General features: G+C 57.2%; 23 protein-coding genes. 15 read left to right on the top strand and 8 right to left on the bottom strand.

Annotated features, from left to right (window positions below):
• Positions 1 to 24 precede the first annotated feature (24 nt).
• The 6 genes from mnmA to FFB58_RS00990 all read left to right on the top strand — a co-directional run bounded on the left by mnmA (position 25) and on the right by FFB58_RS00990 (position 6,652).
• Positions 25 to 1,134: a tRNA 2-thiouridine(34) synthase MnmA gene (gene mnmA, locus FFB58_RS01015; protein ID WP_138368696.1), complete on the top strand. Its 1,110-nt coding sequence runs from the start codon at positions 25 to 27 to the stop codon at positions 1,132 to 1,134.
• A gap of 27 nt (positions 1,135 to 1,161) precedes the next feature.
• Positions 1,162 to 1,791, top strand: a complete 630-nt coding sequence (hflD, locus tag FFB58_RS01010) for a high frequency lysogenization protein HflD (protein WP_039029007.1) — start codon at positions 1,162 to 1,164, stop codon at positions 1,789 to 1,791.
• A 19-nt stretch (positions 1,792 to 1,810) separates the two neighbouring features.
• Positions 1,811 to 3,181: an adenylosuccinate lyase gene (gene purB / locus FFB58_RS01005; RefSeq protein ID WP_138368695.1), complete on the top strand. Its 1,371-nt coding sequence runs from the start codon at positions 1,811 to 1,813 to the stop codon at positions 3,179 to 3,181.
• Between the two features lie 124 nt (positions 3,182 to 3,305).
• Positions 3,306 to 3,977: a two-component system response regulator PhoP gene (gene phoP, locus FFB58_RS01000; protein ID WP_039028964.1), complete on the top strand. Its 672-nt coding sequence runs from the start codon at positions 3,306 to 3,308 to the stop codon at positions 3,975 to 3,977.
• Positions 3,978 to 5,441, top strand: coding sequence for a two-component system sensor histidine kinase PhoQ (gene phoQ, locus FFB58_RS00995; RefSeq protein ID WP_039028963.1), 1,464 nt, complete (start codon positions 3,978 to 3,980; stop codon positions 5,439 to 5,441).
• A gap of 89 nt (positions 5,442 to 5,530) precedes the next feature.
• Positions 5,531 to 6,652, top strand: coding sequence for a cupin domain-containing protein (locus tag FFB58_RS00990; protein WP_039028962.1), 1,122 nt, complete (start codon positions 5,531 to 5,533; stop codon positions 6,650 to 6,652).
• 74 nt (positions 6,653 to 6,726) lie between these two features.
• Here FFB58_RS00990 and pepT read toward each other — a convergent pair whose 3' ends face one another.
• On the bottom strand, positions 6,727 to 7,953 hold the full coding sequence (pepT, locus tag FFB58_RS00985) for a peptidase T (protein ID WP_039028960.1): 1,227 nt from the start codon (positions 7,951 to 7,953) through the stop codon (positions 6,727 to 6,729).
• A 248-nt stretch (positions 7,954 to 8,201) separates the two neighbouring features.
• Between pepT and potA the strand changes: the two genes are divergently transcribed.
• From potA to potD, 4 genes are read left to right on the top strand one after another with little or no spacing between them, the layout of a single operon-like run.
• On the top strand, positions 8,202 to 9,338 hold the full coding sequence (gene potA, locus FFB58_RS00980; protein ID WP_138368694.1) for a spermidine/putrescine ABC transporter ATP-binding protein PotA: 1,137 nt from the start codon (positions 8,202 to 8,204) through the stop codon (positions 9,336 to 9,338).
• On the top strand, positions 9,322 to 10,179 hold the full coding sequence (gene potB, locus FFB58_RS00975) for a spermidine/putrescine ABC transporter permease PotB (RefSeq protein ID WP_138368693.1): 858 nt from the start codon (positions 9,322 to 9,324) through the stop codon (positions 10,177 to 10,179). The genes potA and potB overlap by 17 nt, the downstream gene beginning before the upstream one ends.
• Entirely contained in the window at positions 10,176 to 10,967 is a 792-nt protein-coding gene (potC, locus tag FFB58_RS00970; RefSeq protein WP_039028957.1) for a spermidine/putrescine ABC transporter permease PotC, read from the top strand. The genes potB and potC overlap by 4 nt, the downstream gene beginning before the upstream one ends.
• On the top strand, positions 10,964 to 12,010 hold the full coding sequence (gene potD / locus FFB58_RS00965) for a spermidine/putrescine ABC transporter substrate-binding protein PotD (protein ID WP_138368692.1): 1,047 nt from the start codon (positions 10,964 to 10,966) through the stop codon (positions 12,008 to 12,010). The genes potC and potD overlap by 4 nt, the downstream gene beginning before the upstream one ends.
• A gap of 73 nt (positions 12,011 to 12,083) precedes the next feature.
• Here potD and cobB read toward each other — a convergent pair whose 3' ends face one another.
• From cobB to lolC, 5 genes are read right to left on the bottom strand one after another with little or no spacing between them, the layout of a single operon-like run.
• Complete coding sequence (gene cobB / locus FFB58_RS00960) at positions 12,084 to 12,905, bottom strand: Sir2 family NAD+-dependent deacetylase (protein WP_138368691.1); 822 nt, start codon at positions 12,903 to 12,905, stop codon at positions 12,084 to 12,086.
• Between the two features lie 15 nt (positions 12,906 to 12,920).
• Complete coding sequence (gene nagK / locus FFB58_RS00955) at positions 12,921 to 13,832, bottom strand: N-acetylglucosamine kinase (protein ID WP_138368690.1); 912 nt, start codon at positions 13,830 to 13,832, stop codon at positions 12,921 to 12,923.
• A gap of 54 nt (positions 13,833 to 13,886) precedes the next feature.
• Positions 13,887 to 15,131, bottom strand: coding sequence for a lipoprotein-releasing ABC transporter permease subunit LolE (lolE, locus tag FFB58_RS00950; RefSeq protein WP_138368689.1), 1,245 nt, complete (start codon positions 15,129 to 15,131; stop codon positions 13,887 to 13,889).
• The gene (lolD, locus tag FFB58_RS00945; RefSeq protein WP_138368688.1) at positions 15,131 to 15,832 is read right to left on the bottom strand and encodes a lipoprotein-releasing ABC transporter ATP-binding protein LolD; all 702 of its coding nucleotides are present in this window, start codon (positions 15,830 to 15,832) and stop codon (positions 15,131 to 15,133) included. Before lolD ends, lolE begins: the two co-directional genes overlap by 1 nt.
• The gene (gene lolC / locus FFB58_RS00940; RefSeq protein WP_039028951.1) at positions 15,825 to 17,024 is read right to left on the bottom strand and encodes a lipoprotein-releasing ABC transporter permease subunit LolC; all 1,200 of its coding nucleotides are present in this window, start codon (positions 17,022 to 17,024) and stop codon (positions 15,825 to 15,827) included. The genes lolD and lolC overlap by 8 nt, the downstream gene beginning before the upstream one ends.
• A 270-nt stretch (positions 17,025 to 17,294) precedes the next feature.
• Between lolC and FFB58_RS00935 the strand changes: the two genes are divergently transcribed.
• The 3 genes from FFB58_RS00935 to FFB58_RS00925 all read left to right on the top strand — a co-directional run bounded on the left by FFB58_RS00935 (position 17,295) and on the right by FFB58_RS00925 (position 23,042).
• The gene (locus FFB58_RS00935; RefSeq protein WP_138368687.1) at positions 17,295 to 18,368 is read left to right on the top strand and encodes an acyltransferase family protein; all 1,074 of its coding nucleotides are present in this window, start codon (positions 17,295 to 17,297) and stop codon (positions 18,366 to 18,368) included.
• Positions 18,369 to 18,486: 118 nt separating this feature from the next.
• Positions 18,487 to 21,933: a transcription-repair coupling factor gene (gene mfd / locus FFB58_RS00930; RefSeq protein ID WP_138368686.1), complete on the top strand. Its 3,447-nt coding sequence runs from the start codon at positions 18,487 to 18,489 to the stop codon at positions 21,931 to 21,933.
• A gap of 155 nt (positions 21,934 to 22,088) precedes the next feature.
• Positions 22,089 to 23,042: a L,D-transpeptidase family protein gene (locus FFB58_RS00925; RefSeq protein WP_039028948.1), complete on the top strand. Its 954-nt coding sequence runs from the start codon at positions 22,089 to 22,091 to the stop codon at positions 23,040 to 23,042.
• Positions 23,043 to 23,118: 76 nt separating this feature from the next.
• Here FFB58_RS00925 and bhsA read toward each other — a convergent pair whose 3' ends face one another.
• Positions 23,119 to 23,376 (bottom strand): multiple stress resistance protein BhsA, encoded by a 258-nt coding sequence (gene bhsA / locus FFB58_RS00920; protein WP_138368684.1) that lies wholly within the window; start codon positions 23,374 to 23,376, stop codon positions 23,119 to 23,121.
• A gap of 241 nt (positions 23,377 to 23,617) precedes the next feature.
• On the opposite strand from bhsA, the gene FFB58_RS00915 reads away from it, so the two are divergent.
• Positions 23,618 to 24,253 carry a TetR/AcrR family transcriptional regulator gene (locus tag FFB58_RS00915; protein WP_039028946.1) on the top strand — a complete coding sequence of 212 codons (636 nt, stop codon included), beginning with the start codon at positions 23,618 to 23,620 and terminating at the stop codon, positions 24,251 to 24,253.
• On the top strand, positions 24,229 to 24,696 hold the full coding sequence (locus tag FFB58_RS22820; protein ID WP_171029912.1) for a hypothetical protein: 468 nt from the start codon (positions 24,229 to 24,231) through the stop codon (positions 24,694 to 24,696). The genes FFB58_RS00915 and FFB58_RS22820 overlap by 25 nt, the downstream gene beginning before the upstream one ends.
• 35 nt (positions 24,697 to 24,731) lie before the next feature.
• On the opposite strand, the gene FFB58_RS00910 is transcribed toward FFB58_RS22820, so the two are convergent.
• The gene (locus FFB58_RS00910) at positions 24,732 to 25,271 is read right to left on the bottom strand and encodes a glycine zipper 2TM domain-containing protein (RefSeq protein WP_039028945.1); all 540 of its coding nucleotides are present in this window, start codon (positions 25,269 to 25,271) and stop codon (positions 24,732 to 24,734) included.
• Positions 25,272 to 25,356: the final 85 nt, after the last annotated feature.

Below are 25,356 nucleotides of genomic sequence, written 5' to 3'. Positions count from 1 at the left end.
AAGTTCAATGTCGTGAGTATTCCAATGTCTGAAAGCCAAAAAAAAGTGATCGTCGGCATGTCCGGCGGCGTCGATTCTTCCGTCTCTGCCTGGCTGTTGCTGCAACAGGGCTATAAGGTTGAAGGCCTGTTCATGAAGAACTGGGAAGAGGACGATGGCGAGGAATACTGTACGGCTGCTGCGGATCTGGCTGATGCCCAGGCGGTCTGCGACAAGCTTGGCATTGAACTGCACACCGTCAATTTTGCCGCAGAGTACTGGGATAACGTCTTCGAGCATTTCCTGGAAGAGTACAAAGCCGGCCGCACGCCGAACCCGGATATTCTGTGCAACAAAGAGATCAAATTTAAAGCCTTCCTCGAGTTCGCCGCTGAAGATCTGGGTGCTGATTACATCGCCACCGGCCACTACGTGCGCCGCGCCGATGTCGACGGCAAAAGCCAGCTGCTGCGCGGTCTCGACGGCAACAAAGATCAGAGCTACTTCCTCTATACCCTCGGCCACGAACAGATTGCCCAAAGCCTGTTCCCGGTGGGCGAGCTGGAAAAACCGGAAGTGCGTAAAATCGCCGAAGAGCTGGATCTGATCACCGCGAAGAAAAAAGACTCCACCGGTATCTGCTTTATCGGTGAGCGCAAATTCCGTGAATTCCTTGGCCGCTACCTCCCTGCCCAGCCGGGTAAAATCATCAGCGTGGATGGCGATACCATCGGCGAGCACCAGGGTCTGATGTATCACACCCTCGGCCAGCGTAAGGGCCTGGGTATCGGCGGTATCAAAGAGGGTAGCGAAGATCCGTGGTACGTCGTCGATAAAGACGTCGAAAACAATATTCTGATTGTGGCGCAGGGTCATGACCATCCGCGTCTGATGTCCGTCGGCCTGATTGCCCAACAGCTGCACTGGGTCGACCGCGAGCCGCTGAAAGGCACGCTGCGCTGCACGGTGAAAACCCGCTACCGCCAGACCGATATTCCCTGCACCGTGACCGCGCTGGACGACGAACGCATTGAAGTGCGTTTCGACGAGCCGGTTGCTGCCGTGACCCCGGGCCAGTCTGCCGTCTTTTACAGCGGCGAGATCTGCCTTGGCGGCGGCATCATCGAACAACGCCTGCCGCTGACCGCGGTTTAATGCGATAACACACAGAAAGGAGCAAGTGTGGCGAAGAACTTTTATGACATCACCCTGGCGCTGGCGGGAATTTGCCAGTCTGCCCGTCTGGTGCAACAGCTTGCGCATCAGGGTCACTGCGATGCTGACGCGCTGCACGTTTCGCTCAACAGCGTTGTGGATCTGAACCCCAGTTCAACCCTCGGCGTGTTTGGTGGTAGCGAAGCGAATCTTCGCCTGGGTCTGGAAACTTTGCTCGGTGTATTAAATGCCAGCAGCCGTCAGGGGCTGAACGCTGAACTGACGCGTTATACCCTCAGCATGATGGTGCTGGAGCGCAAGCTGCATGCCGCCAAAGGGGCGATGGACACCCTCGGTGACCGCATTAGCGGCCTGCAGCGCCAGCTCGACCATTTCGAGCTGCAATCCGATACATTACTCAGCGCCATGGCGGGCATTTATGTGGATGTCATCAGTCCACTGGGGCCGCGTATCCAGGTCACCGGCTCCCCTGCCGTGCTGCAAAGCCCACAGGTGCAGGCCAAAGTGCGCGCCTCCCTGCTGGCCGGTATACGTGCCGCGGTGCTGTGGCATCAGGTCGGCGGTGGCCGCCTGCAGTTAATGTTTTATCGTAATCGCCTGACGACTCAGGCAAAACAAATTCTTGCTCATTGTTAACCTCCCGGAGTTGCGAACTATGGAATTATCCTCACTGACCGCCGTTTCCCCTGTCGATGGACGCTACGGCGATAAAGTCAGCGCGCTGCGCGGGATCTTCAGCGAATATGGCCTGCTGAAATTCCGTGTACAGGTTGAAGTACGCTGGCTGCAAAAGCTGGCCGCGCAGGCAGCAATCAAGGAAGTTCCTGCTTTTGACAGCCAGGCAAACGATTACCTCGATAAAATCGTCGCAGAATTCAATGAAGAAGATGCCGCGCGCATCAAAACCATTGAGCGCACCACCAACCACGACGTAAAAGCCGTTGAATATTTCCTGAAAGAGAAAGTCGCCAGCGTCCCGGCGCTGCACGCGGTGTCTGAATTCATTCACTTCGCCTGTACCTCAGAAGATATCAACAACCTCTCCCACGCGCTGATGCTCTCTACCGCGCGTGAAGAAGTGGTGCTGCCGTACTGGCGCAAAATCATCGACGCGGTCAAAGCGCTGGCGGTCGAGTATCGCGATATCCCGCTGCTTTCCCGTACCCACGGTCAGCCAGCGACCCCATCCACCATCGGTAAAGAGATGGCCAACGTCGCCTACCGTATGGAGCGTCAGTACCGCCAGCTGGAGCAGGTGGAGATCCTCGGTAAAATCAACGGCGCTGTGGGTAACTACAACGCGCACATCGCCGCCTACCCGGAAGTGGACTGGCACCAGTTCAGCGAAGAGTTTGTGACCTCTCTGGGTATCCAGTGGAACCCGTACACCACGCAGATTGAGCCGCACGACTACATCGCCGAACTGTTCGACTGCATCGCGCGTTTCAACACCATTCTGATCGACTTCGACCGCGATGTGTGGGGTTACATCGCCCTGAACCACTTCAAGCAGAAGACCATCGCCGGTGAAATCGGTTCGTCCACCATGCCGCACAAGGTTAACCCAATCGACTTCGAAAACTCCGAAGGCAACCTGGGTCTGGCGAACGCGCTGCTGCAGCACATGGCCAGCAAACTGCCGGTTTCCCGCTGGCAGCGTGACCTGACCGACTCCACCGTACTGCGTAACCTGGGCGTGGGCATTGGCTACGCGCTGATCGCCTATCAATCCACCCTGAAAGGCGTGAGCAAGCTGGAAGTGAACCGCGAGCGTCTGCTGGACGAACTGGATCACAACTGGGAAGTGCTGGCGGAGCCAATCCAGACCGTGATGCGCCGCTATGGCATCGAGAAGCCGTACGAAAAACTGAAAGAGCTGACCCGCGGCAAGCGCGTTGACGCCGAAGGCATGAAGCAGTTTATCGACGGTCTGGCCCTGCCAGAAGAAGAGAAAACCCGTCTGAAAGCGATGACTCCGGCAAACTACATCGGTCGCGCGATTGCGATGGTTGATGAGCTGAAATAACGCTTTTAACCCTCTTTCCGCCCGGAAAGAGGGTTCCTCCCCTTCGGTTTACGAAATGTTTATCCCCGCCGCAACATAATCAGCGTTAAACTACTCTGACCATTCATATTAGGGAGAAGCGATGATGCGCGTTCTGGTTGTTGAGGATAATGCGTTGCTACGCCATCACCTGAAAGTTCAGCTTCAGGAAATGGGACATCAGGTGGATGATGCCGAAGATGCAAAAGAAGCCGATTACTATCTCAATGAACACCTTCCCGATATCGCCATCGTTGACCTGGGTCTGCCTGATGAAGATGGCCTGTCGCTGATCCGCCGCTGGCGCAGCCACGATGTCTCTTTGCCGGTACTGGTCTTAACCGCCCGCGAAGGCTGGCAGGATAAGGTTGAAGTGCTCAGCGCCGGCGCCGACGACTACGTCACCAAACCTTTCCATATCGAAGAGGTCGCCGCGCGCATGCAGGCCTTGATGCGCCGTAACAGCGGTCTGGCCTCGCAGGTGATCTCCATCCCGCCGTTTCAGGTCGATCTCTCCCGCCGCGAGCTGGCGATTAATGACGAGGTCATTAAGCTGACGGCCTTTGAGTACACCATTATGGAGACGCTGATCCGCAACAGCGGCAAGGTGGTGAGCAAAGATTCTCTGATGCTCCAGCTCTACCCTGACGCAGAGCTGCGCGAAAGCCACACCATCGACGTGCTGATGGGGCGTCTGCGCAAGAAAATTCAGGCGCAGTATCCGGAGGATGTCATCACCACCGTGCGCGGCCAGGGCTATCTTTTCGAATTACGCTAAATGAAAAATCTCTTTCGTCACTTTCTGCCTCTGTCGCTACGGTTTCGTTTTCTGCTGGCGACAGCGGTAGTGGTGCTGGTGCTCTCGCTGGCTTACGGGATGGTGGCGCTGGTGGGCTACAGCGTCAGCTTCGACAAAACCACCTTTCGCCTGCTGCGCGGGGAGAGCAATCTGTTCTATACCCTTGCTCGATGGGAAGACAATAAAATCAGCATTGATATGCCGGACCATCTGGATCGCCAGAGCCCGACCATGTCGCTGATTTACGATGAAAAAGGCAAACTGCTGTGGGCCCAGCGCGACGTCCCCTGGCTGATAAAAAGCATCCGCCCGGAGTGGTTACGCACCAACGGTTTTCATGAGCTGGAAGCGAATGTCGATGCCACCAGCGTGCTGGTGGGTGACAATCACAATATGCAGCAGGAGCTGGCCGAGATCCGCGAGGACGACGACGACAGCGAGCTGACCCACTCGGTAGCGGTAAACATCTACCCCGCCACGATCGCGATGCCCCAGCTGACGATTGTGGTCATCGACACCATTCCGGTAGAGCTAAAACGCTCTTATATGGTGTGGAACTGGTTCGTGTACGTGCTAGCCGCCAACCTGCTGCTGGTGATCCCCCTGCTCTGGCTGGCCGCCTGGTGGAGCCTGCGGCCCATCGAGTCGCTGGCGAAAGAGGTGCGCGAGCTGGAAGAGCATCACCGGGAGAAGCTCAATCCGAATACCACCCGGGAACTCACCAGCCTGGTGCGTAACCTGAACCGTCTGCTGAAAAGCGAGCGCGAACGTTACGATAAGTACCGCACCACCCTCACCGATCTGACCCACAGCCTGAAAACGCCGCTGGCGGTGATGCAGAGCACCATGCGATCCCTGCGCAGCGCCAGGCTGAGCGCTGATGAAGCGGAGCCGGTGATGCTGGAGCAGATCAGCCGTATCTCCCAGCAGATCGGCTACTACCTGCACCGCGCCAGTATGCGAACCGGCAGTACCCTGCTGAGCCGGGAGCTGCATCCCGTTGCCCCGCTGCTCGACAGCCTGACCTCGGCCCTGAACAAGGTGTACCAGCGTAAAGGGGTGAACATCACTCTGGATATCTCGCCGGAAATCAGCTTCGTGGGCGAGAAAAACGATTTTATGGAAGTGATGGGCAATCTGCTCGATAACGCCTGTAAATACTGTCTGGAGTTTGTCGAAGTCTCTGCCCGTCAGGGAGAGGATCAGCTGCACATTATTGTTGAGGATGATGGCCCCGGGATCCCGCAGGGTAAACGCGACCAGGTCTTCGATCGCGGCCAGCGCGCCGATACGCTGCGTCCCGGCCAGGGTGTTGGTTTGTCGGTCGCCCGCGACATTGTGGAGCAGTACGACGGCAGGATCGAGACCAGCGACAGCCTGCTGGGCGGTGCCCGAATGGAGGCGATTTTTGGCCGCCAGCACCTGACCAGCGACGATAGTTGAGCGCCTGGGTGAAAAAAGCGTGATTCTCACACGCAGGCTGCCGTGCTTCCGTTATAATCCGAGCAAGTAAAAGCCTGCGGAATATAAATATGGATTATCAATTAGCGCTCAACTGGCCCGACTTTATCGAACGTTACTGGCAAAAGCGTCCGGTTGTTCTGAAACGCGGCATCGCCAACTTCGTCGATCCCATCTCTCCTGACGAACTGGCCGGCCTGGCCATGGAGAGCGAAGTCGACAGCCGTCTCGTCAGCCATCAGGATGGGAAATGGCAGGTCAGCCACGGTCCGTTTGAAAGCTATGACCATCTGGGCGAGAGCAACTGGTCGTTACTGGTGCAGGCGGTTAACCACTGGCACCAGCCCGCCGCAGCCCTGATGCTGCCGTTCCGCGCCCTGCCCGACTGGCGCATGGACGATCTGATGATCTCCTTCTCCGTGCCCGGCGGCGGCGTTGGCCCGCATCTGGATCAGTACGATGTGTTCATTATTCAGGGTACCGGCCGCCGCCGCTGGCGCGTGGGTGAGAAGGTGCCGATGAAACAGCACTGTCCGCACCCTGACCTGCTGCAGGTCGATCCCTTTGTCGGCATCATCGACGAAGAGATGGAGCCGGGCGATATCCTCTATATTCCACCGGGCTTCCCGCACGAAGGTTACTCTCTTGAGAACTCGATGAACTATTCAGTGGGCTTCCGCGCGCCAAGCGGTCGCGAGATGATCAGCGGGTTTGCCGATTACGTTCTGCAACGCGAGCTGGGCAGCCATCGTTTCAGCGATCCGGCGGTGCCTTCCCGGGAACATCCGGCCGATATTCTGCCGCAGGAGCTGGATCAGCTGCGCGGGATGATGCTGGATATGATCAACAAGCCTGAGCATTTCAACCAGTGGTTCGGGGAGTTTATCAGCCAGTCCCGCCACGAGCTGGACGTCTCCCTGCCGGAGCCGCCGTATCAGCCGGATGAAATTTACGATGCACTGCAGCAGGGCGACAAGCTGGCGCGTCTGGGTGGATTACGCGTGTTGCGCATTGGCGAAGATGTTTTCGTCAACGGCGAACAGCTGGATTCCCCGCACCGTCCGGCGCTGGAAGCCCTTGCCAGCCATATGGTGCTGACCGCCGAGCATTTCGGTGATGCACTTGAAGATCCGTCGTTCCTCGCGATGCTGGCGGCGCTGGTCAACAGCGGGTACTGGTTCTTCGAGGACTGAGTGGTTTTTACGTTGCCGGGTGGCGGCTACGCCTTACCCGGCCTACGAATGGGCCCGGAGAACCGGGCAATTCTCTACTGCTGCTTCGCCGTTAACTCGGCAATGCGCACAATCACCTGTACGGCTTTCTCCATTCCCTCGAGCGTCACAAACTCATGCTTGCCGTGGTAGTTATAGCCGCCGGTAAAGAGGTTCGGGCACGGCAGTCCCATAAAGGAAAGCTGGGCGCCATCGGTGCCACCGCGGATCGGTTTGAGCTGGGGTTCGACGTCGCAGTCGCGCATCGCCTGCTGCGCCACCTCGAGGATATAGGGATGCTCGATCACCTTTTCGTGCATATTGTAGTAGCTGTCTTCAATCACCAGCTCAATGTAGCAGTCCGGGTGCAGCCCTTTACCCACCTTTTTGGCAATGTCCATCATCTTGCGTTTACGCGCTTCAAACCCTTCGCGATTGAAATCGCGGATGATGTAGTGCATGTCCGCGCGATCTACCGTTCCTTTGATGCTGGTGAGATGGTAGAAGCCTTCATAGCCGTCGGTTTTTTCCGGGCTTTCCTCCGCCGGGACTTCGGCATGAATGCGGGCCGCCAGCGACAGCGCGTTGACCATCACCCCTTTCGCGGTACCCGGGTGAACGTTATTGCCAACGATGCGGATATTCACCGAAGCGGCATTGAAGTTTTCAAACTCCAGTTCGCCCACTCCGCCGCCGTCGACGGTATAGGCCCAGCGGGCATCAAACGCCGCAACGTCAAAATGCTTCGCCCCTTTCCCCACTTCTTCATCGGGGGTGAAAGCGACGCGAATATCGCCGTGCGGGACGTTATTATTTTTCAGTACCGCCAGCGCGGTCATGATCTCGGCCACGCCCGCCTTATCATCGGCACCCAGCAGCGTTTTGCCGTCGGTGGTGATCAGCGTCTGGCCGAGCAGCTGGTGTAACACCGGGAACATCACCGGCGAAAGCACTTCATCACCGATGCCGAGGGCGATATCGCCGCCCCGATAATTCTCAACAATCTGCGGATTGACGTTTTTACCGCTAAAATCCGGTGAGGTATCGACATGGGAAATAAAGCCGATGGCAGGAATATCACCGCTGACATTCGCAGGTAGCGTGCCCATCACAGTCCCCTTTTCGCTTAAGGTCACGTTGATGAGGCCCATCTCCTCCAGCTGGTTTTTTAACAGCTGTAACAGTTTCCACTGGCCTTCGGTGCTCGGCACCTGGCGGACACCCGGCTTAGATTGGGTATCCAGCGATACGTACTGTAAAAAACGCTCAAGTAATTTATCCATGCAGTCACCCTCACTTTTTGTGACAACATTATCAATAAGCATCAAAACCCAAATATTGCGTCAGGTCACTTTTATCCCGTAAACGAGAATATTTCCGTTTATCTCGCCGTTTGCTAATAAATGTAGCTTATCAATGGGTAACAAGGATTGGCGATTGCAGAGGTTTCCCGTAGAATGTCCGCCCTCATTACGTTTCACCAAGGTGGTTAACCACAAACCCCGCTGCGATAAGTATTTGCAGCGTCGATATGGGACTGAATCAAAAATTGAATACACAACCAGCTTCACTGTCACCGTTGGTGCAACTGGCCGGAATTCGTAAGAGCTTTGACGGAAAAACCGTCATTTCCGACCTCGATTTAACCATCAACAACGGCGAATTTCTTACACTACTTGGCCCCTCGGGCTGTGGTAAAACGACAGTGCTTCGCCTTATCGCCGGGCTGGAAAACGTCGACCGCGGTCATATCCATCTGGAAAATCAGGACATTACTCAGGTTCCTGCTGAACACCGCCACGTTAATACCGTCTTTCAAAGTTACGCGCTTTTTCCGCACATGACGGTTTTCGAAAACGTCGCCTTTGGTCTGCGGATGCAAAAAACCCCCGCCAGTGAAATCACCCCACGCGTTACCGATGCCCTGCGCATGGTGCAGCTGGAGGAGTTTGCCCAGCGTAAACCGCACCAGCTGTCGGGTGGACAGCAACAGCGTGTCGCCATCGCCCGCGCCGTGGTCAATAAGCCGCGCCTGCTGCTGCTGGATGAGTCCCTCTCCGCGCTGGACTACAAGCTGCGCAAGCAGATGCAGAACGAATTAAAAGCGCTGCAGCGTAAGCTCGGGATCACCTTTGTGTTTGTCACCCACGATCAGGAAGAGGCCCTGACCATGTCCGATCGCATCGTGGTGATGCGCGACGGCAAGATCGAGCAGGACGGCACCCCGCGCGAGATCTACGAAGAGCCAAAAAACCTGTTTGTTGCCAGCTTTATTGGCGAAATCAACATCTTCAGTGCTACCGTTATTGAACGTCTCGACGACCAGCGCGTGCTGGCTAACGTCGAAGGCCGCGCCTGCAATATCTTCGTTAACTTTGCCGTAGAGCCGGGACAGCAGCTGAACGTCCTGCTGCGTCCGGAAGATCTGCGCGTTGATGAGATCCACGACGAAACCGAAGTTGAAGGGTTAATCGGCTATATTCGCGAGCGCAACTACAAAGGGATGACGCTGGAGTCAGTCGTTGAGCTGGAAAACGGCAAGATGGTGATGGTCAGCGAATTCTTTAACGAAGACGATCCTGATTTCGACCACTCGCTCAATCAAAAAATGGTCATTAACTGGGTAGAGAGCTGGGAGGTTGTGCTGGCTGATGAAGAACACAAGTAAATTCCAGAATGTGGTGATCGCCACTATCGTCGGTTGGCTTGTGTTGTTTGTCTTTTTACCCAACCTGATGATCATCGCCACCAGCTTCCTGACCCGTGACGACGCGCACTTCGTCTCGCTGGTCTTTACGCTGGATAACTACGCGCGCCTGCTCGATCCGCTCTATTTCCAGGTGCTGCTGCATTCGCTCAACATGGCGCTGATTGCCACCCTGGCATGCCTGATACTTGGCTATCCCTTCGCCTGGTTCCTGGCGAAGCTGCCGACGAAGGTGCGCCCGCTGCTGCTGTTCCTGCTGATTGTGCCGTTCTGGACCAACTCGCTGATCCGCATTTACGGCCTGAAAATCTTTCTCAGCACCAAAGGCTACCTGAACGAGTTCCTGCTGTGGCTGGGGGTGATTGATACCCCGATCCGCATCATGTTCACCCCCAGCGCGGTGATCGTCGGGCTGGTCTATATCCTGCTGCCGTTTATGGTGATGCCGCTCTACTCCAGCATTGAGAAGCTGGATAAACCCTTACTGGAAGCGGCAAGGGATCTGGGTGCCAGCAAAATGCAGACCTTTATCCGCATCATCGTTCCGCTGACCATGCCGGGGATCATTGCCGGCTGCCTGCTGGTGATGCTGCCGGCGATGGGTCTGTTCTACGTCTCCGACCTGATGGGCGGCGCCAAAAACCTGCTGATCGGCAACGTCATCAAGAGCCAGTTCCTGAACATTCGCGACTGGCCGTTCGGCTCGGCCACCAGCATCACCCTGACTCTGGTAATGGGCCTGATGCTGCTGATCTACTGGCGTGCGTCTCGCCTGCTTAACAGTAAAGGTGATCTTGAATGATCGGTCGACTGCTCCGGGGCGGTTTTATGACCGCCATTTATGCGTATCTCTACATTCCGATCATTATTCTGATCGTGAACTCGTTTAACAGCTCGCGCTTTGGCATCAACTGGCAGGGTTTTACCACCCAGTGGTACAGCCTGCTGATGAACAACGACAGCCTGCTGCAGGCGGCGCAACACTCCCTGACGATGGCGATCTTCTCGGCCACTCTCGCCACCCTGATTGGCTCGCTGACCGCGGTGGCGCTCTACCGCTACCGTTTTCGCGGCAAGCCTTTCGTCAGCGGCATGCTGTTCGTGGTGATGATGTCCCCGGACATCGTGATGGCCATTTCGCTGCTGGTGCTGTTTATGCTGCTGGGGGTGCAACTGGGTTTCTGGTCCCTGCTCTTCTCGCACATCACCTTCTGCCTGCCGTTTGTGGTGGTGACGGTTTACTCCCGTCTGAAAGGCTTTGACGTGCGGATGCTGGAGGCGGCAAAGGATCTCGGTGCCAGCGAGATGACCATCCTGCGCAAAATAATCCTGCCGCTGGCGATGCCCGCCGTGGCGGCGGGATGGTTGCTCAGCTTTACTCTGTCGATGGATGACGTGGTGGTTTCGTCGTTTGTCACCGGGCCGAGCTATGAAATTCTGCCGTTGAAGATCTATTCAATGGTGAAAGTCGGCGTCTCACCGGAGGTGAATGCGCTGGCGACCATTCTGTTGATGTTATCGCTGGTTCTGGTGATCGCCAGCCAGCTTATTGCTCGTGATAAAACAAAATCTCAGGGGACGTTAAAATGAAAAAATGGTCACGCCACCTGCTCGCGGCAGGCGCTCTGGTAATGGGTATAAGCGCTGCGCACGCGGACGACAGTAAAACGCTCTACTTCTATAACTGGACCGAGTATGTGCCGCCAGGCCTGCTGGAGCAGTTCACCAAAGAGACCGGCATCAAGGTGATTTACTCGACCTACGAGTCGAATGAAACCATGTACGCCAAGCTCAAAACCTATAAAAAGGGCGCCTACGATCTGGTGGTCCCGTCGACCTATTTTGTCGACAAGATGCGCAAAGAGGGCATGATCCAGAAGATCGACAAAACGAAGCTGACCAATTTTTCAAACCTCGATCCTGAGATGCTGAACAAGCCGTTTGACCCGAATAACGACTACTCTATTCCCTACATCTGGGGCGCAACGGCTATCGGGATCAACAGCGAGGCGATGGATCCGAAATCGGTAACGAGCTGGGCCGACCTGTGGAAACCGGAGTATAAGGGCGGGCTGCTGCTGACCGACGACGCCCGCGAAGTGTTCCAGATTGCCCTGCGTAAGCTGGGTTACTCCGGTAACACCACCGATCCGAAAGAGATTGAAGCGGCTTATCACGAGCTGCAAAAACTGATGCCTAACGTCGCCGCCTTCAACTCCGATAACCCGGCTAACCCGTATATGGAAGGGGAAGTGAACGTGGGGATGGTATGGAACGGTTCAGCGTACGTGGCGCGCCAGGCCGGCACGCCGCTTGAAGTGGTGTGGCCTGCCGAAGGTGGGATCTTCTGGATGGACAGCCTCTCTATTCCGGCCAATGCCAAAAACGTGGACGGGGCGCTGAAGCTGATTAACTTCCTGCTGCGTCCGGATGTGGCAAAACAGGTGGCAGAGACTATTGGTTACCCGACGCCAAACCTCGCCGCCCGCAAGCTGCTGAGCCCGGAGGTGGCAAATGACAAGTCGCTCTATCCGGATGCGCAAACCATCAGCAAAGGCGAGTGGCAGAACGATGTCGGCGACGCGAGCCGCCTGTATGAAGAGTATTATCAGAAGTTAAAGGCGGGACGTTAATTTCGTGCGGTCTGGGCCCCTCACCCTAACCCTCTCCCCTATGGGGAGAGGGCCGGGGTGAGGGGAAATATGCCTACAATCCCTTTAATAATTTATCCACGAATTCCGGCACCACAACGCTTGCCAGTCCGTAGGTTTTCTCTTCAAATTCGCTGCCCACCTGGCTCGGCTCTAGGTTTAACTCCACCGTGTGCGCCCCATGCAGCTTCGCTTCGTGAACAAATCCCGCCGCCGGATAGACATGCCCGGAGGTGCCGATGGCGATAAACACGTCCGCCATCGCCAGCGCGCTGTAGATGTCGTCCATCCCCAGCGGCATTTCGCCAAACCAGACCACGTGCGGGCGCAGCGTAGACGGGAACTGGCAGCAGTGGCATTTGTCATCGCTGGTCACGTCGCCGGTCCAGTTAAAGACCTGCCCGCTGCCGGAACAACGCACCTTCAGCAGTTCACCGTGCATATGAATCACGTTGCGGTTGCCCGCGCGTTCATGCAGGTTATCGATGTTCTGCGTCACCAGCAGAAAGCGGTCGCCCAGCGCCTCTTCCAGCTTCGCCAGCGCCAGATGCGCCGCGTTAGGGGCGATCTCCGGCGACTGAAGCTGACGGCGGCGGGCGTTGTAGAACGCCTGCACCAGCTCAGGATCGCGGGCAAAACCTTCCGGCGTCGCCACGTCTTCAACCCGATGCTCTTCCCACAACCCGTCGGTCGCGCGAAACGTTCGAATGCCCGACTCGGCGGAGATCCCCGCCCCGGTCAGGACCAACACTCTTGGTTTTTCCATCAGTTCTGGCAGTGCCCCATCCTGGAAGAAGATTCGCTGGCGTAAGCGCTCACGCAAGCGGCGTTTGTTTTTGCGAAAACGGCTGAGTCGAAGTGACCGACGCGACAGCATAAAAACCTCGTATGGCTAACGGGTGAGATGGAGGAACGCGGCGCCGCGCATTCCCCCGGCATCGCCATGTCGCGCGCGCTCAATGCGCGGGACGCGGGCAACCGGCAACAGATGACGCGGCAACCGGCCGGACAACCGCTCGGCGATAGCCGTAAAGTTCGACAATCCTCCGCCGATCACCAGCAGGTCTGGATCGACAATGGTCAGGATGTTACCCAGACAGACCGCCAGCAGATCGAGATAGCGCTCGACGTGTGCAACGGCCTGTTCATCGCCCTGCTCCCACAGCGCAATGATTTCTGGTGCCTCACGTTTTTGATGATAGAAGTGTTCATAAAGCCATGCAAATCCACGGCCGGAGAGGTAATTTTCGATGCAGCCGTGCTGGCCGCAGCCGCAGCGGATCAACGGGAAATCGCGCCCGACCACCTCCAGCGCGTCCACCGGGAGACGAATATGACCAAACTCGCCGGTGATATAGCTGCGCCCGGTCACCGCTTTGCCGTCGACCACAATCCCTCCGCCAACGCCGGTCCCGAGGATCAGACCCATCACCAGCGGATACTGCTGGAACTCATCGTCCCAGGCTTCGGAGAGGGCAAAACAGTTGGCGTCGTTGTCGAGGCGCACGTCGCGCTCAAGAAGACGTGTCAGGTCGGCGCGCAGCGGCTTGCCGCTGGCAGCAGGGACGTTGGCGGCATAGAGCGTACCGTCGTCGGTTTCCGGCATCCCGGGAATGCCAATCCCGACAGTGCCCTTCACGCCGAAGCGCTCATCGGCCTGGGCCACCAGCGCGGCAATGGCGGTTAAAAATTCATCATAGCTTTCGCGGGGAGTGGGGACACGGGTTTCCCACTGCAGCTTCAGGTTGGTATCAAATACGCCCAGCGCGATTTTGGTGCCGCCAATATCAAATCCGTAATACATAGTGCATTCCTCTTTCTGATTCAGCGGCCTCGCGACCGCTAAATCATGACGTAATTACTGGCCACTTAATACCCTCGCCGGATCAATTCGGCTTGCGCGACGCGCCGGATACCAGCTTGCCAGCAGACTCAGTAAAAGTGCCGTTACCAGCACATAAAAAACGTCCAGCCAGTGCAATTCAGACGGCAGGAAGTCAATAAAATAGATATCGCCCGACAGGAACTGATGGCCAATCAGGGCCTCAATACCGTTGATAATCGGCGTCAGCTGCAGGGAAACCACCACGCCGATGACCACGCCGCACAGGCTGCCCAGCAGCCCCGCCAGCAGACCATACCAGACGAAGATGGCACGAATAAGACCGTCTTTTGCCCCAAGAGTACGCAGCACCGCAATGTCGCCGCTCTTGTCTTTCACCGCCATCACCAGCGTAGAGACGATGTTAAAGCAGGCCACGCCAATCACCAGCACCATCGCCAGGTACATGATGGCGCGGATCATCTGAATATCGCGGTACATATAGCCGTAGGTGCCGATCCAGCTCTTGATGTAGACGTAGCTGTCGGTCACTTCTCCGGCGTCGCGCACCAGCTTGTTGGCGTTAAAGACGTCGTTCACCTTGATGGCGATGCCGGTGACGCTACTGCCCATATCCAGATACTGGCGGGCATCTTCCAGCGGCACCATGGCGAAGCTGTGATCCAGCTGGCCGCTCAGCTGCAGAATGCCGGTGACGTGCAGACGCACGCGCTTCGGCTGCTGCAGCTTATGATCGGCGCTGGCGTTTGGGATCATGATCGACACCCAGTCGCCCTGCTTGACCTTCAGCGCGTCGGCGACGCCCTTGCCGATAATGATCTGCTGATCGCCGGCCTTAAAGTTCGCCCAGGCATCTTTCTGGATAAACTGCGGCAGCGCGCTGAGCTTCTCTTCCTGGCGCGGGTTGACTCCTTTCACCTGAATGGCGCGCAGGTTTGCGCCGCTCTCCACCAGCCCGGTGAAGTTGATGTACGGCGCGGCCGCGGCAATGCCCGGCACTTTTTCCACCTTGTTAAGGGCGTCGTTCCAGTTATTCCACGGCTGGTTAACCGGCTCGATTTCACCGTGCGGCACTACCGCCAGAATGCGGTTGTTCAGCTCACGCTCGAAACCGTTCATGGCGCTGAGGCCAACAATCAGCACCGCCACGCCCAGCGCGATACCGATGGTGGAGATAACAGAGATCAGCGACACCATGCCGCTGCGACGGCGGCCCCGGCTGAAACGCAGACCGATGAGTAACGATAACGGTGAAGCCATCAATCTGCCCCCATCAGGGTCAGCTCGGTATTCAGATGCCCGTCACGCATCTCCAGCTGGCGGGACATGCGTTTCGCCAGCTGCAGATCGTGGGTCACCACCAGAAACGCGGTGCCCTGGGAGGCATTCAGCTCGCCGAGGAGCTGGAAAATGCTGTCGGCGTTGCGGGCGTCCAGGTTACCGGTCGGTTCATCTGCCAGCACCAGGCGCGGGTTGTTCACCAGCGCACGGGCAATTGCCACGCGCTGGCGCTCGCCGCCGGAGAGTTCCGAAGGACGGTGATTGCCGCGATGGCCCAGCCCGACCGCCTTCAGCATATCGCTGGCGCGGGCGTTGATTTCAGCCGGTTTCTTTTTGCCGATCAGCAGCGGCATCGCCACGTTTTCCAGCGCCGTAAAATCAGGCAGCAGGTGGTGGAACTGGTAGATAAAGCCCAGCTCGCGGTTACGCAGCTCGGCCTTGGCGCTCGATGACATCGTACTCAGCGGGGTGCCGGAGAAGACTACGTCGCCGGAGGTTGGCGTATCCAGCCCGCCGAGCAGGTGCAGCAGAGTACTTTTGCCGGAGCCGGAGGTGCCGACGATCGCCATCATCTCCCCAACGCCTACGCTGAAGCTGACATTGTGCAGGACATCCGTCTGCACCGTGCCTTCCTGATAGCGTTTGCACAGGTTGTCGCATTGCAACAGGATCTTATTCATAACGTAAAGCCTCAGCGGGTTGAGTGGCGGCAGCGCGCCATGAAGGATAAAGCGTGGAGAGTAAGGCAATGGCCATCGCAGCCAGCGCAATGCCCACCACCTGCAGCGGCTCAATGGCCACCGGCAGCGCCGCGCCGTCGAGCAGCGCGCCGATAATCGGCATTAAATTGTTCAGCTGGCTGGCAAGCAGCGTACCGAGCACCGCGCCCAGCAGCGCTCCGACAATCCCGGCGCTGGCGCCCTGCACCATAAAGACCGCCATGATCTGCCGCGGCGTCAGCCCCTGGGTTTGCAGGATCGCCACCTCGCCCTGTTTCTCCATCACCATCAGGCCAAGGGAGGTAATAATGTTAAACGCGGCGACCGCCACAATCAGGCTCAGCAGCAGGCCCATCATGTTTTTTTCCATCCGCACGGCCTGGAACAGCTCGCCCTTGCGTTCGCGCCAGTCCTGCCATTTTGTCCCTTCCGGCAGCGTTTGCTGGCTTAAGACATCCACCTTCAGCGGCTCGTTGAGCCACAGACGCCAGCCGGTGATATTACCGAGCGGATAGCGCATCAGACGCGACGCGTCCTGGATATTCACCAGCATCTGGTAGCCGTCCACTTCGCTGTTGGCGGCGAAGGTGCCGATCACGTTAAACAGGCGCTGGCTCGGCAGACGTCCCATCGGGGTGAACTGGCTGGCAGACGGCACCATCACCCGCAGCTGGTCGCCCCGATTGACGCCCAGCTGTCCGGCAAGCTGTTCGCCGAGGATGACGTTGTACTGGCCGGGAGCCAGATCGGTCTGTTTGACGTTAACCAGGTATGGCGTCAGGGGATCTTTTTGCGCCGGGTCGATGCCCAGCATCACCCCCACCGCCACGCTGCGGGCGCTTTGCAGCACCACGTCACCGGAGGTGATCGGCGCCACACGGCTGACGCCCTGCAGCTTCACGGCGCTTTCGGGCAGCTGCTGCGGATTAACCGACCCGTTGCTGGATGAGAGGATGGCCTGCGGCATCAGCCCCAGAATGTTGTTTTGCAGCTCGCGCTCAAAGCCGTTCATGACGGAGAGAACCGTCACCAGCGCCATCACGCCAAGCGTAATGCCAATGGTTGAAAGCCAGGAGACAAAGCGACCGAAGCGGTCCGCGGCGCGCCCACGCATATAACGCAGGCCTATGAATAGTGCGACAGGTTGGTACATGAAATCCGTCTGTTTGCTGATAGCAGACCCACGAGTATATAAGCGAATCCGCAAAGGGTAAATGACTGAAACCCTAAGCTTTGCTTACCGGTTGTCTGAAAAAGCACGATAAATCAGCGTAATAACCGCATCTGCCCGCAAGCCTGACGCCCGGGGTTGTTTGCAGCTTTTCTGAAAATCGTACGGATACAGACTCTTACCCATTACATCCTGCCCGCCGCCCAACACACTTACCCGTTCGAACAAGGTAACAACAGGACCCGGTAAGCGATGAAACAAAAAACACTATGGATTAACCAGATAAAGGGGCTCTGCATCTGCCTGGTGGTGATCTACCACTCGGTCATCACCTTTTATCCCCATCTGAACGCGCTGCACTCACCGCTGTCGGCGCTGCTTGCCAAATGCTGGGTCTATTTCAATCTCTATCTCGCCCCGTTTCGCATGCCGGTGTTCTTCTTTATTTCAGGCTATCTCATCCGCCGCTATATCGACGAGGTGGACTGGAAAAACAGCCTCGATAAGCGGCTCTGGAGCATTGTCTGGGTTCTGATGCTGTGGGGCGTGTTGCAGTGGCAGGCGCTGACCCACCTCAACGCCTGGCTGGCACCGGAGCGCGAGCTTAACACCACCTCAAACGCCGCCTACGCCGACTCGCTGACCGGCTTTATCACCGGCATGCTCACCGCCAGCACCAGCCTGTGGTATCTCTACGCCCTGGTGGTCTATTTCACCCTCTGCAAGCTGCTGAGCCGCTGGAAAGTGCCGCTGGTCGGGCTGCTGGCCCTGGCGAGCATCGCCATTAACTTTATGCCGCTGCCGTGGTGGGGGATGAACAGCGTGGTGCGCAATATGATCTATTACAGCCTGGGAGCCTGGTACGGCGTGCAGCTGATGACCTGGATGCAGGCCAGGGTGTGGCGACGCGACTGGGTGGCGGTTGCGGCTTTCGCGGCGGTTTCGGTCGTGCTGTGGTTCGCGAACGTGCCCCTGCCGCTGTCGCTGCTCTCTATTTTACTGATCATGACCCTGTTCTCGCGTCTGGAGCAGCGCTTCGCCGTCGGGCCAGACAATCTGCTGAACGTGATTGGCTCGAACACCATTGCGATTTACACCACCCACCGCATTCTTATCGAAGGGATGAGCCTGTTTTTGATTCACGAGCTGAATGGCGGCGCATGGCCGGTATGGGCAGAGCTGACCCTGGTGCTGTTCTACCCGTTTGCCAGCCTGCTGCTCTGCACGCTGGTGGGCCTGGCTGCCCGCAAACTCTCCACTGCGCTGACAGGGGATTTCTTCTTTACCCCGCCTGCCCGTCTTACGCCGGTTCAGGCCGCGCGCTAACGCCCCTCAGGGGGCGTCTTCACCCTGTGTGCGGTTACGGTTTGCTAATGTAAAACGATCAAGGATAATAAAGACATTGTGTATCAGTGATATGCCCATAAGAGATCCTGACAAAGCCATGCCTGAACAAAATCGTTTTTCCCTGCCCGGCAAAGCGGGCGACCAACGCCAGTTGGGTGAACTGACCGGGGCAGCCTGCGCCACGCTGGTTGCGGAAATTGCAGAGCGTCATCAGGGCCCGGTGGTGCTGGTCGCGCCTGACATGCAAAACGCCCTGCGTCTGCATGATGAGATCCGACAGTTCACCGATCAGCTGGTCACCAGCCTTGCCGACTGGGAGACGCTGCCTTACGACAGCTTCTCGCCGCACCAGGAGATCATCTCCTCGCGCCTCTCCACGCTCTATCAACTGCCCACCATGCAGCGCGGCGTGCTGATTGTGCCGGTTAATACGTTGATGCAGCGCGTCTGCCCGCACAGCTATCTGCACGGTCACGCCCTGGTGATGAAAAAAGGCCAGCGCCTCTCAAGGGATGGCCTGCGCGTGCAGCTCGACAGCGCCGGCTATCGCCATGTCGATCAGGTGATGGAGCATGGGGAATACGCCACCCGCGGCGCGCTGCTCGACCTCTTCCCGATGGGCAGCGCACAGCCTTATCGTCTGGACTTCTTCGATGACGAAATCGACAGCCTGCGCCTGTTTGATGCCGACACCCAGCGCACGCTGGAGGAAGTGGAATCCATCAACCTGCTGCCGGCCCATGAATTCCCCACCGACAAAACCGCCATCGAGCTGTTCCGCAGCCAGTGGCGCGATAAGTTTGACGTCAAGCGTGACGCCGAGCATATCTACCAGCAGGTGAGCAAAGGCACCCTGCCGTCGGGGATCGAATACTGGCAGCCGCTGTTCTTCAGCGAGCCGCTGCCTCCCCTGTTCAGCTATTTTCCGGCGAATACCCTGGTGCTGAACACCGGCGATCTGGAGGCCAGCGCCAACCGCTTTGAGAGTGAAACCCGCGCCCGCTTTGAGAATCGCGGTGTCGATCCGATGCGTCCGCTGCTGGAGCCCGAGCTGCTGTGGCTGCGCACTGACGAACTGTTCAGCGAGCTGAAACGCTGGCCGCGCGTGCAGCTCAAAACCGAAAGCCTGCCGGACAAAGCCGCCAACACCAACCTCGCCTATCAGCCGCTGCCGGACCTCGCGGTGCAGGCGCAGAATAAATCGCCGCTGGATAACCTGCGTAAATTCCTCGAATCCTTTACCGGGCCGGTGATCTTCTCTGTAGAGAGCGAAGGCCGTCGTGAGGCGCTGGGCGAACTGCTTGGCCGCATCAAAGTAGCTCCGAAGCGGATCCTGCGTCTGGACGAAGCCAGCGGCACCGGGCGCTACCTGATGATCGGCGCTGCCGAACATGGGTTTATTGATACCATCAATAATCTGGCGCTGATCTGCGAAAGCGATCTGCTGGGTGAGCGCGTGGCGCGCCGTCGGCAGGACAGTCGTCGCACCATCAATCCCGACACGCTGATCCGCAACCTGGCGGAGCTGCATACCGGCCAGCCGATTGTCCATCTGGAGCATGGCGTAGGCCGTTACGCGGGGATGACGACCCTGGAGGCCGGTGGCATCAAGGGCGAATACCTGATGCTGATGTACGCTAACGACGCCAAACTCTACGTGCCGGTCTCCTCCCTGCATCTGATCAGCCGCTACGCGGGCGGTGCGGAAGAGAACGCGCCGCTGCATAAGCTCGGCGGTGACGCCTGGGCCAGAGCACGGCAGAAAGCGGCGGAAAAAGTGCGCGACGTGGCGGCGGAGCTGCTGGATATCTACGCCCAGCGTGCGGCGAAAGCGGGCTATGCCTTCAAGCACGATAAAGAGCAGTATCAGCTGTTCTGCGACAGCTTCCCGTTTGAAACCACGCCGGATCAGGCCCAGGCGATTAACGCCGTCCTCAGCGACATGTGTCAGCCGCTGGCGATGGACCGGCTGGTCTGCGGCGACGTGGGCTTTGGTAAAACCGAAGTGGCGATGCGCGCCACCTTCCTGGCGGTAGAAAACAACAAGCAGGTGGCGGTGCTGGTGCCCACCACCCTGCTGGCGCAGCAGCACTACGATAACTTCCGCGACCGCTTTGCCAACTGGCCGGTGCGCATCGAGATGATGTCGCGTTTTCGCAGCGCCAAAGAGCAGGCGCAGATCCTGGAGCAGGCAAGCGAAGGCAAGATCGATATTCTGATCGGCACCCATAAGCTGCTGCAGAGCGACGTGAAGTGGAAAGATCTGGGGCTATTGATTGTCGATGAGGAGCACCGCTTCGGCGTTCGCCACAAGGAGCGCATCAAAGCGATGCGTGCCGACGTGGACATTCTGACCCTCACCGCCACGCCGATCCCGCGTACGCTGAACATGGCGATGAGCGGCATGCGCGATCTGTCGATTATCGCCACCCCGCCTGCCCGTCGTCTGGCGGTGAAAACCTTTGTCCGCGAATACGACAATCTGGTGGTGCGTGAGGCGATCCTCCGTGAAGTGCTGCGCGGCGGCCAGGTCTACTATCTCTATAACGATGTGGAGAATATCCAGAAAGCGGCCGACCGGCTGGCGGAGCTGGTGCCGGAAGCGCGTATCGCCATCGGCCACGGCCAGATGCGCGAGCGCGAGCTGGAGCGGGTGATGAACGACTTCCACCACCAGCGTTTTAACGTGCTGGTGTGTACCACGATCATTGAAACCGGTATCGATATTCCTACCGCCAACACCATCATCATCGAGCGGGCCGATCACTTCGGCCTCGCGCAGCTCCACCAGCTGCGCGGTCGCGTCGGGCGCTCGCACCATCAGGCCTATGCCTGGCTGATGACCCCGCATCCGAAAGCGATGACCACCGATGCGCAGAAGCGCCTGGAAGCTATCGCCTCGCTGGAAGATCTGGGTGCCGGTTTTGCGCTGGCCACCCACGACCTGGAGATCCGCGGGGCGGGTGAGCTGCTCGGGGAAGATCAGAGCGGCTCGATGGAGACCATCGGCTTCTCGCTCTATATGGAGCTGCTGGAAAACGCCGTCGATGCGCTGAAGGCGGGGCGCGAGCCGTCGCTGGAAGATCTCACCAGCCAGCAAACGGAAGTGGAGCTGCGCATGCCAGCCCTGCTGCCGGATGATTTTATCCCGGACGTTAACACCCGCCTCTCGTTCTACAAGCGTATTGCCAGCGCCAAAGACGAGGCCGGTCTCGACGAAATTAAGGTAGAGCTGATCGACCGCTTTGGCCTGCTGCCGGATGCAGCGCGTAACCTGCTGGATATCGCCCGGTTACGCCAGCAGGCGCAGAAACTGGGGATCCGCAAGCTGGAAGGGAATGAAAAAGGCGGCATGATTGAGTTTGCCGAGAAGAACCATGTCGATCCGATGTGGCTGATCGGCCTGCTGCAGAAACAGCCCCAGCACTACCGGCTTGATGGCCCGACGCGCCTGAAGTTCACCCAGGATCTGGCTGAGCGCAAAACCCGCATGGAGTGGGTGTGCAACTTTATGCGTCAGCTGGAAGAGAACGCCGTAGCCTGACCCCGTGCCGGGCGATGTTGATATCGCCCGGCATGATTTCCCCCGCGCAATTTACAACTCTTTGCAATCCGCCTGGACTTCCCGACACACTCATTCGCCATAATTATCGATTAACGTTCAGATAATAATAATCTTTATTGCTATGGATTCTGGTGATGAAAAAAACGTCGCGTTTTACCCGTTGGATACCCCTGGTTGCGCTCCTCGCGACCCTGGCGCTTGCCCTGCCCGCCCGGGCCAATACCTGGCCCTTGCCCCCGGCGGGCAGTCGGCTGGTGGGCGAAAATCGTTTTCATGTGGTCGAGAACGATGGTGGCTCGCTGGAAGCCATTGCCAAAAAATATAACGTCGGTTTCCTGGCCCTGTTGCAGGCAAATCCGGGCGTTGACCCCTACGTTCCCCGCGCGGGTAGCGTGCTGACTATCCCGCTGCAAACCCTGCTCCCCGACGCGCCGCGGGAAGGAATTGTGATCAACCTGGCCGAGCTGCGGCTCTACTATTACCCGCCGGGTAAAAATGAGGTCACGGTTTACCCCATCGGCATTGGTCAGCTGGGGGGCGATACCCTGACGCCAACGATGGTGACTACGGTGTCGGACAAACGCGCCAATCCGACCTGGACCCCAACCGCCAACATCCGCGCCCGCTATAAAGCCCAGGGTATCGATCTGCCTGCGGTGGTGCCCGCCGGGCCGGAAAACCCGATGGGACATCACGCCATTCGCCTCGCAGCCTACGGTGGGGTGTATCTGCTGCATGGCACCAATGCCGATTTTGGCATCGGCATGCGCGTGAGTTCCGGCTGTATTCGCCTGCGGGACAATGACATCGAGACGCTGTTCCGTGTCATCCAGCCCGGCACCAAAGTGAATATCATGAATACGCCGATCAAGGTGTCGGAAGAGCCAGGCGGCGTGCGTCTGGTGGAGGTACACCAGCCGCTGTCGAAGCAGCTGAATGACGATCCGCAAACCCTGCCGATTATCCTCAATGCCGCCCAGCAGGGTTTTAAGGCCAGCGCTGACGAGGTGGTGATGGAGCGCGCCATGGAAGCGCGTTCGGGTATGCCGGTGGACGTGACGCCACATCCTGTAACCCAGTCGATGTAAACTGCACAAACAAAAAACGCTCTGCACAGGCAGAGCGTTTTTTTTCGCAGTGGCATTAATGAGGGTTAAGCCATGCTTATTTGTAGATCACCGCAGTACCGTGCAGGGTGTTTGGGCCGGTAACGGAAGTGATACGGTAAGATTTCGCACCCATTTCATCCGCTTTTTGCGCTAACTGGCTTTCCAGTGAATCCAGGTTAGTCCCACCCGTCGCGGCGATAGTGCCCACTTTTTGTTGATCGGCAGGGGTAGACTGCACCTGAACTGCTGCAAAGCTGGCAAATGAGAGTGAGCTAAGTACGGCGGCGGCGATCACTGTTTTTACGTTTTTCATGATAAAGACCTTTTGCAAGTGAAGGGATGTCGTAAGCATTAACTTAACGATCGATAACAAAATGATAGGTGTGATCTGCATCACACGTCAATTTATTTTTATAACGATCATTAAAATAATTTTAAAAGCGTTAAAATTCATATTGATATGATGAATAAATTTTTATCCATTCAGCGCTGGTCGCAGAAAGGGATTATTTTTATAATGGTCGTTCAACAAACCAACAGAGGTACAACGGCTCATGACAACCGATGACACGCGTTGCGAAAAGAAAAGCCGTGGCCGACCAAAAGTGTTCGACAGGGAAGCGGCGCTGGATAAGGCCATGACGCTGTTCTGGCAGCATGGGTATGAAGCGACATCGCTGGCAGACCTGGTTGCCGCGACGGGGGCGAAAGCGCCTACGCTGTATGCAGAATTTACCAATAAAGAGGGGCTGTTCCGCGCGGTGCTGGATCGCTATATCAGCCGCTTCGCCGCACGCCATGAAGCGCAGCTGTTCTGCGAAGAGAAGCGCGTCGAACAGGCGCTGGAAGACTACTTCACCGCAGTGGCGACCTGCTTTACCAGCAAAGATACGCCTGCGGGCTGCTTTATGATTAATACCTCGGCGACGCTTGCTGCCTCTTCGGAAGAGATTGCCCACACGGTGAAATCACGCCATGCCATGCAGGAAGAGACGCTGTGCCGGTTTTTACAGCAGCGTCAGCTGCGCGGTGAGATCCCGGCCCAGAGCGATCCCCATAAACTTGCCCAATATCTGAACTGCGTTTTACAGGGCATGTCCATCAGCGCCCGGGAAGGCGCCAGCCTGGAAAAACTGCTGACCATAACGCAAATTACCCTGCGTCTGTGGCCCGAACTTCTGAAAGCCTGATCGTCAGGGCGGCCTGCCGCCCTGATCCCCTCCTCTCAACTATACTTTCTCAAAGCTTGGCAAAAATTACTCCCCTGGCTCTGCTGTTTGCTATTCTTTATTGTGTGATTATTGATGTGCTAATGATTAGGCGCATGAGTTGTGGCGGAGAAGTTCTGGCTATACACATTCAGAAGGAGAATATAAATGATTTTGCTATTACCTTTATTCAAGGTGTTAATAGTAATTACATTGTTATTCGGTCTCTGGGTTTTATGTGGTGGGTCAGTTTTATTTGCTTTTCTTTCCGTACTGATAACGGGATTTTTGCTGCTACGCCAGTATCACGAATTCGACCTCTAACCACTCTTACCCTGCTGTATCCCGATAAAGACCTTAGTCATCGCGCAACCGGCGCCGGTGTTAAGGTCTTTTTTTTGCGCAAAAAAAGCTCCCCAGCCTGAGCGAATGGGGAGCTAAATGCAGAGAACAGATTTTTTTATGCTTTGTTATTCAGTACCAGCTGACCGTCGCCGTTAAGCGGGATCTGGGTGCCGGGATCTTTATCCATACGGATCTTGCCCTGCTGATCGCCAATTTTATAGGTCACATCATAGCCGAGCATTTTCTCTGATTTGTCATAGACCGTCTTACAACGCTGTTGGGTCGTGGTGTAGGTATCGCGCTCCTGCAGAGCACCCTGCGCCTGATTCCCGGCGTAACCACCACCTAAGGCACCCACTACCGTTGCGACATCTTTACCGCGGCCGCCACCAAACTGGTGACCAATCACCCCGCCGGCTACCGCGCCAAGAACGGAACCGGCGATACGGTTTTCATCCTGCACAGGGCGGCGATGCGTTACGGTCACGTTGCGGCACTCCTGGCGCGGTGTTTTTACCGTCTCTTTGATAGGTGTAGCCGAAACCACCTGCGCATATTGTGGGCCACGATCAAAAACATTAAGACTGGCAACGGCCGCCACACCTAATGCGGCAACCACGCCAATCCCTATACCTGCCACCATGGATTTATTCATGTGACGTTCTCCTTTTTATTGCTATTAGTAACAATTTTGCAACGAAAGGTGTACGCAGGCAAATCAGAGAAAGGATTAAAAATGC

The sequence above is a fragment of the Enterobacter sp. MF024 genome (assembly GCF_005843915.1).
GTDB classification, from domain to species: Bacteria; Pseudomonadota; Gammaproteobacteria; order Enterobacterales; family Enterobacteriaceae; genus Enterobacter; species Enterobacter barmai.
Note: the sequence above shows the minus strand (reverse complement) of the source record. Positions and strands in the feature narration are given on the sequence as shown.

What these genes read in the sequence shown, in the direction of transcription:
- mnmA (WP_138368696.1), top strand. Translation starts at nt 25, where the DNA reads ATGTCTGAAAGCCAAAAAAAAGTGATCGTCGGCATGTCCGGCGGCGTC.
- purB (WP_138368695.1), top strand. Translation starts at nt 1,811, where the DNA reads ATGGAATTATCCTCACTGACCGCCGTTTCCCCTGTCGATGGACGCTAC.
- phoP (WP_039028964.1), top strand. Translation starts at nt 3,306, where the DNA reads ATGCGCGTTCTGGTTGTTGAGGATAATGCGTTGCTACGCCATCACCTG.
- phoQ (WP_039028963.1), top strand. Translation starts at nt 3,978, where the DNA reads ATGAAAAATCTCTTTCGTCACTTTCTGCCTCTGTCGCTACGGTTTCGT.
- FFB58_RS00990 (WP_039028962.1), top strand. Translation starts at nt 5,531, where the DNA reads ATGGATTATCAATTAGCGCTCAACTGGCCCGACTTTATCGAACGTTAC.
- pepT (WP_039028960.1), bottom strand. Translation starts at nt 7,953, where the DNA reads ATGGATAAATTACTTGAGCGTTTTTTACAGTACGTATCGCTGGATACC.
- potA (WP_138368694.1), top strand. Translation starts at nt 8,202, where the DNA reads ATGGGACTGAATCAAAAATTGAATACACAACCAGCTTCACTGTCACCG.
- potB (WP_138368693.1), top strand. Translation starts at nt 9,322, where the DNA reads ATGAAGAACACAAGTAAATTCCAGAATGTGGTGATCGCCACTATCGTC.
- potC (WP_039028957.1), top strand. Translation starts at nt 10,176, where the DNA reads ATGATCGGTCGACTGCTCCGGGGCGGTTTTATGACCGCCATTTATGCG.
- potD (WP_138368692.1), top strand. Translation starts at nt 10,964, where the DNA reads ATGAAAAAATGGTCACGCCACCTGCTCGCGGCAGGCGCTCTGGTAATG.
- cobB (WP_138368691.1), bottom strand. Translation starts at nt 12,905, where the DNA reads ATGCTGTCGCGTCGGTCACTTCGACTCAGCCGTTTTCGCAAAAACAAA.
- nagK (WP_138368690.1), bottom strand. Translation starts at nt 13,832, where the DNA reads ATGTATTACGGATTTGATATTGGCGGCACCAAAATCGCGCTGGGCGTA.
- lolE (WP_138368689.1), bottom strand. Translation starts at nt 15,131, where the DNA reads ATGGCTTCACCGTTATCGTTACTCATCGGTCTGCGTTTCAGCCGGGGC.
- lolD (WP_138368688.1), bottom strand. Translation starts at nt 15,832, where the DNA reads ATGAATAAGATCCTGTTGCAATGCGACAACCTGTGCAAACGCTATCAG.
- lolC (WP_039028951.1), bottom strand. Translation starts at nt 17,024, where the DNA reads ATGTACCAACCTGTCGCACTATTCATAGGCCTGCGTTATATGCGTGGG.
- FFB58_RS00935 (WP_138368687.1), top strand. Translation starts at nt 17,295, where the DNA reads ATGAAACAAAAAACACTATGGATTAACCAGATAAAGGGGCTCTGCATC.
- mfd (WP_138368686.1), top strand. Translation starts at nt 18,487, where the DNA reads ATGCCTGAACAAAATCGTTTTTCCCTGCCCGGCAAAGCGGGCGACCAA.
- FFB58_RS00925 (WP_039028948.1), top strand. Translation starts at nt 22,089, where the DNA reads ATGAAAAAAACGTCGCGTTTTACCCGTTGGATACCCCTGGTTGCGCTC.
- bhsA (WP_138368684.1), bottom strand. Translation starts at nt 23,376, where the DNA reads ATGAAAAACGTAAAAACAGTGATCGCCGCCGCCGTACTTAGCTCACTC.
- FFB58_RS00915 (WP_039028946.1), top strand. Translation starts at nt 23,618, where the DNA reads ATGACAACCGATGACACGCGTTGCGAAAAGAAAAGCCGTGGCCGACCA.
- FFB58_RS00910 (WP_039028945.1), bottom strand. Translation starts at nt 25,271, where the DNA reads ATGAATAAATCCATGGTGGCAGGTATAGGGATTGGCGTGGTTGCCGCA.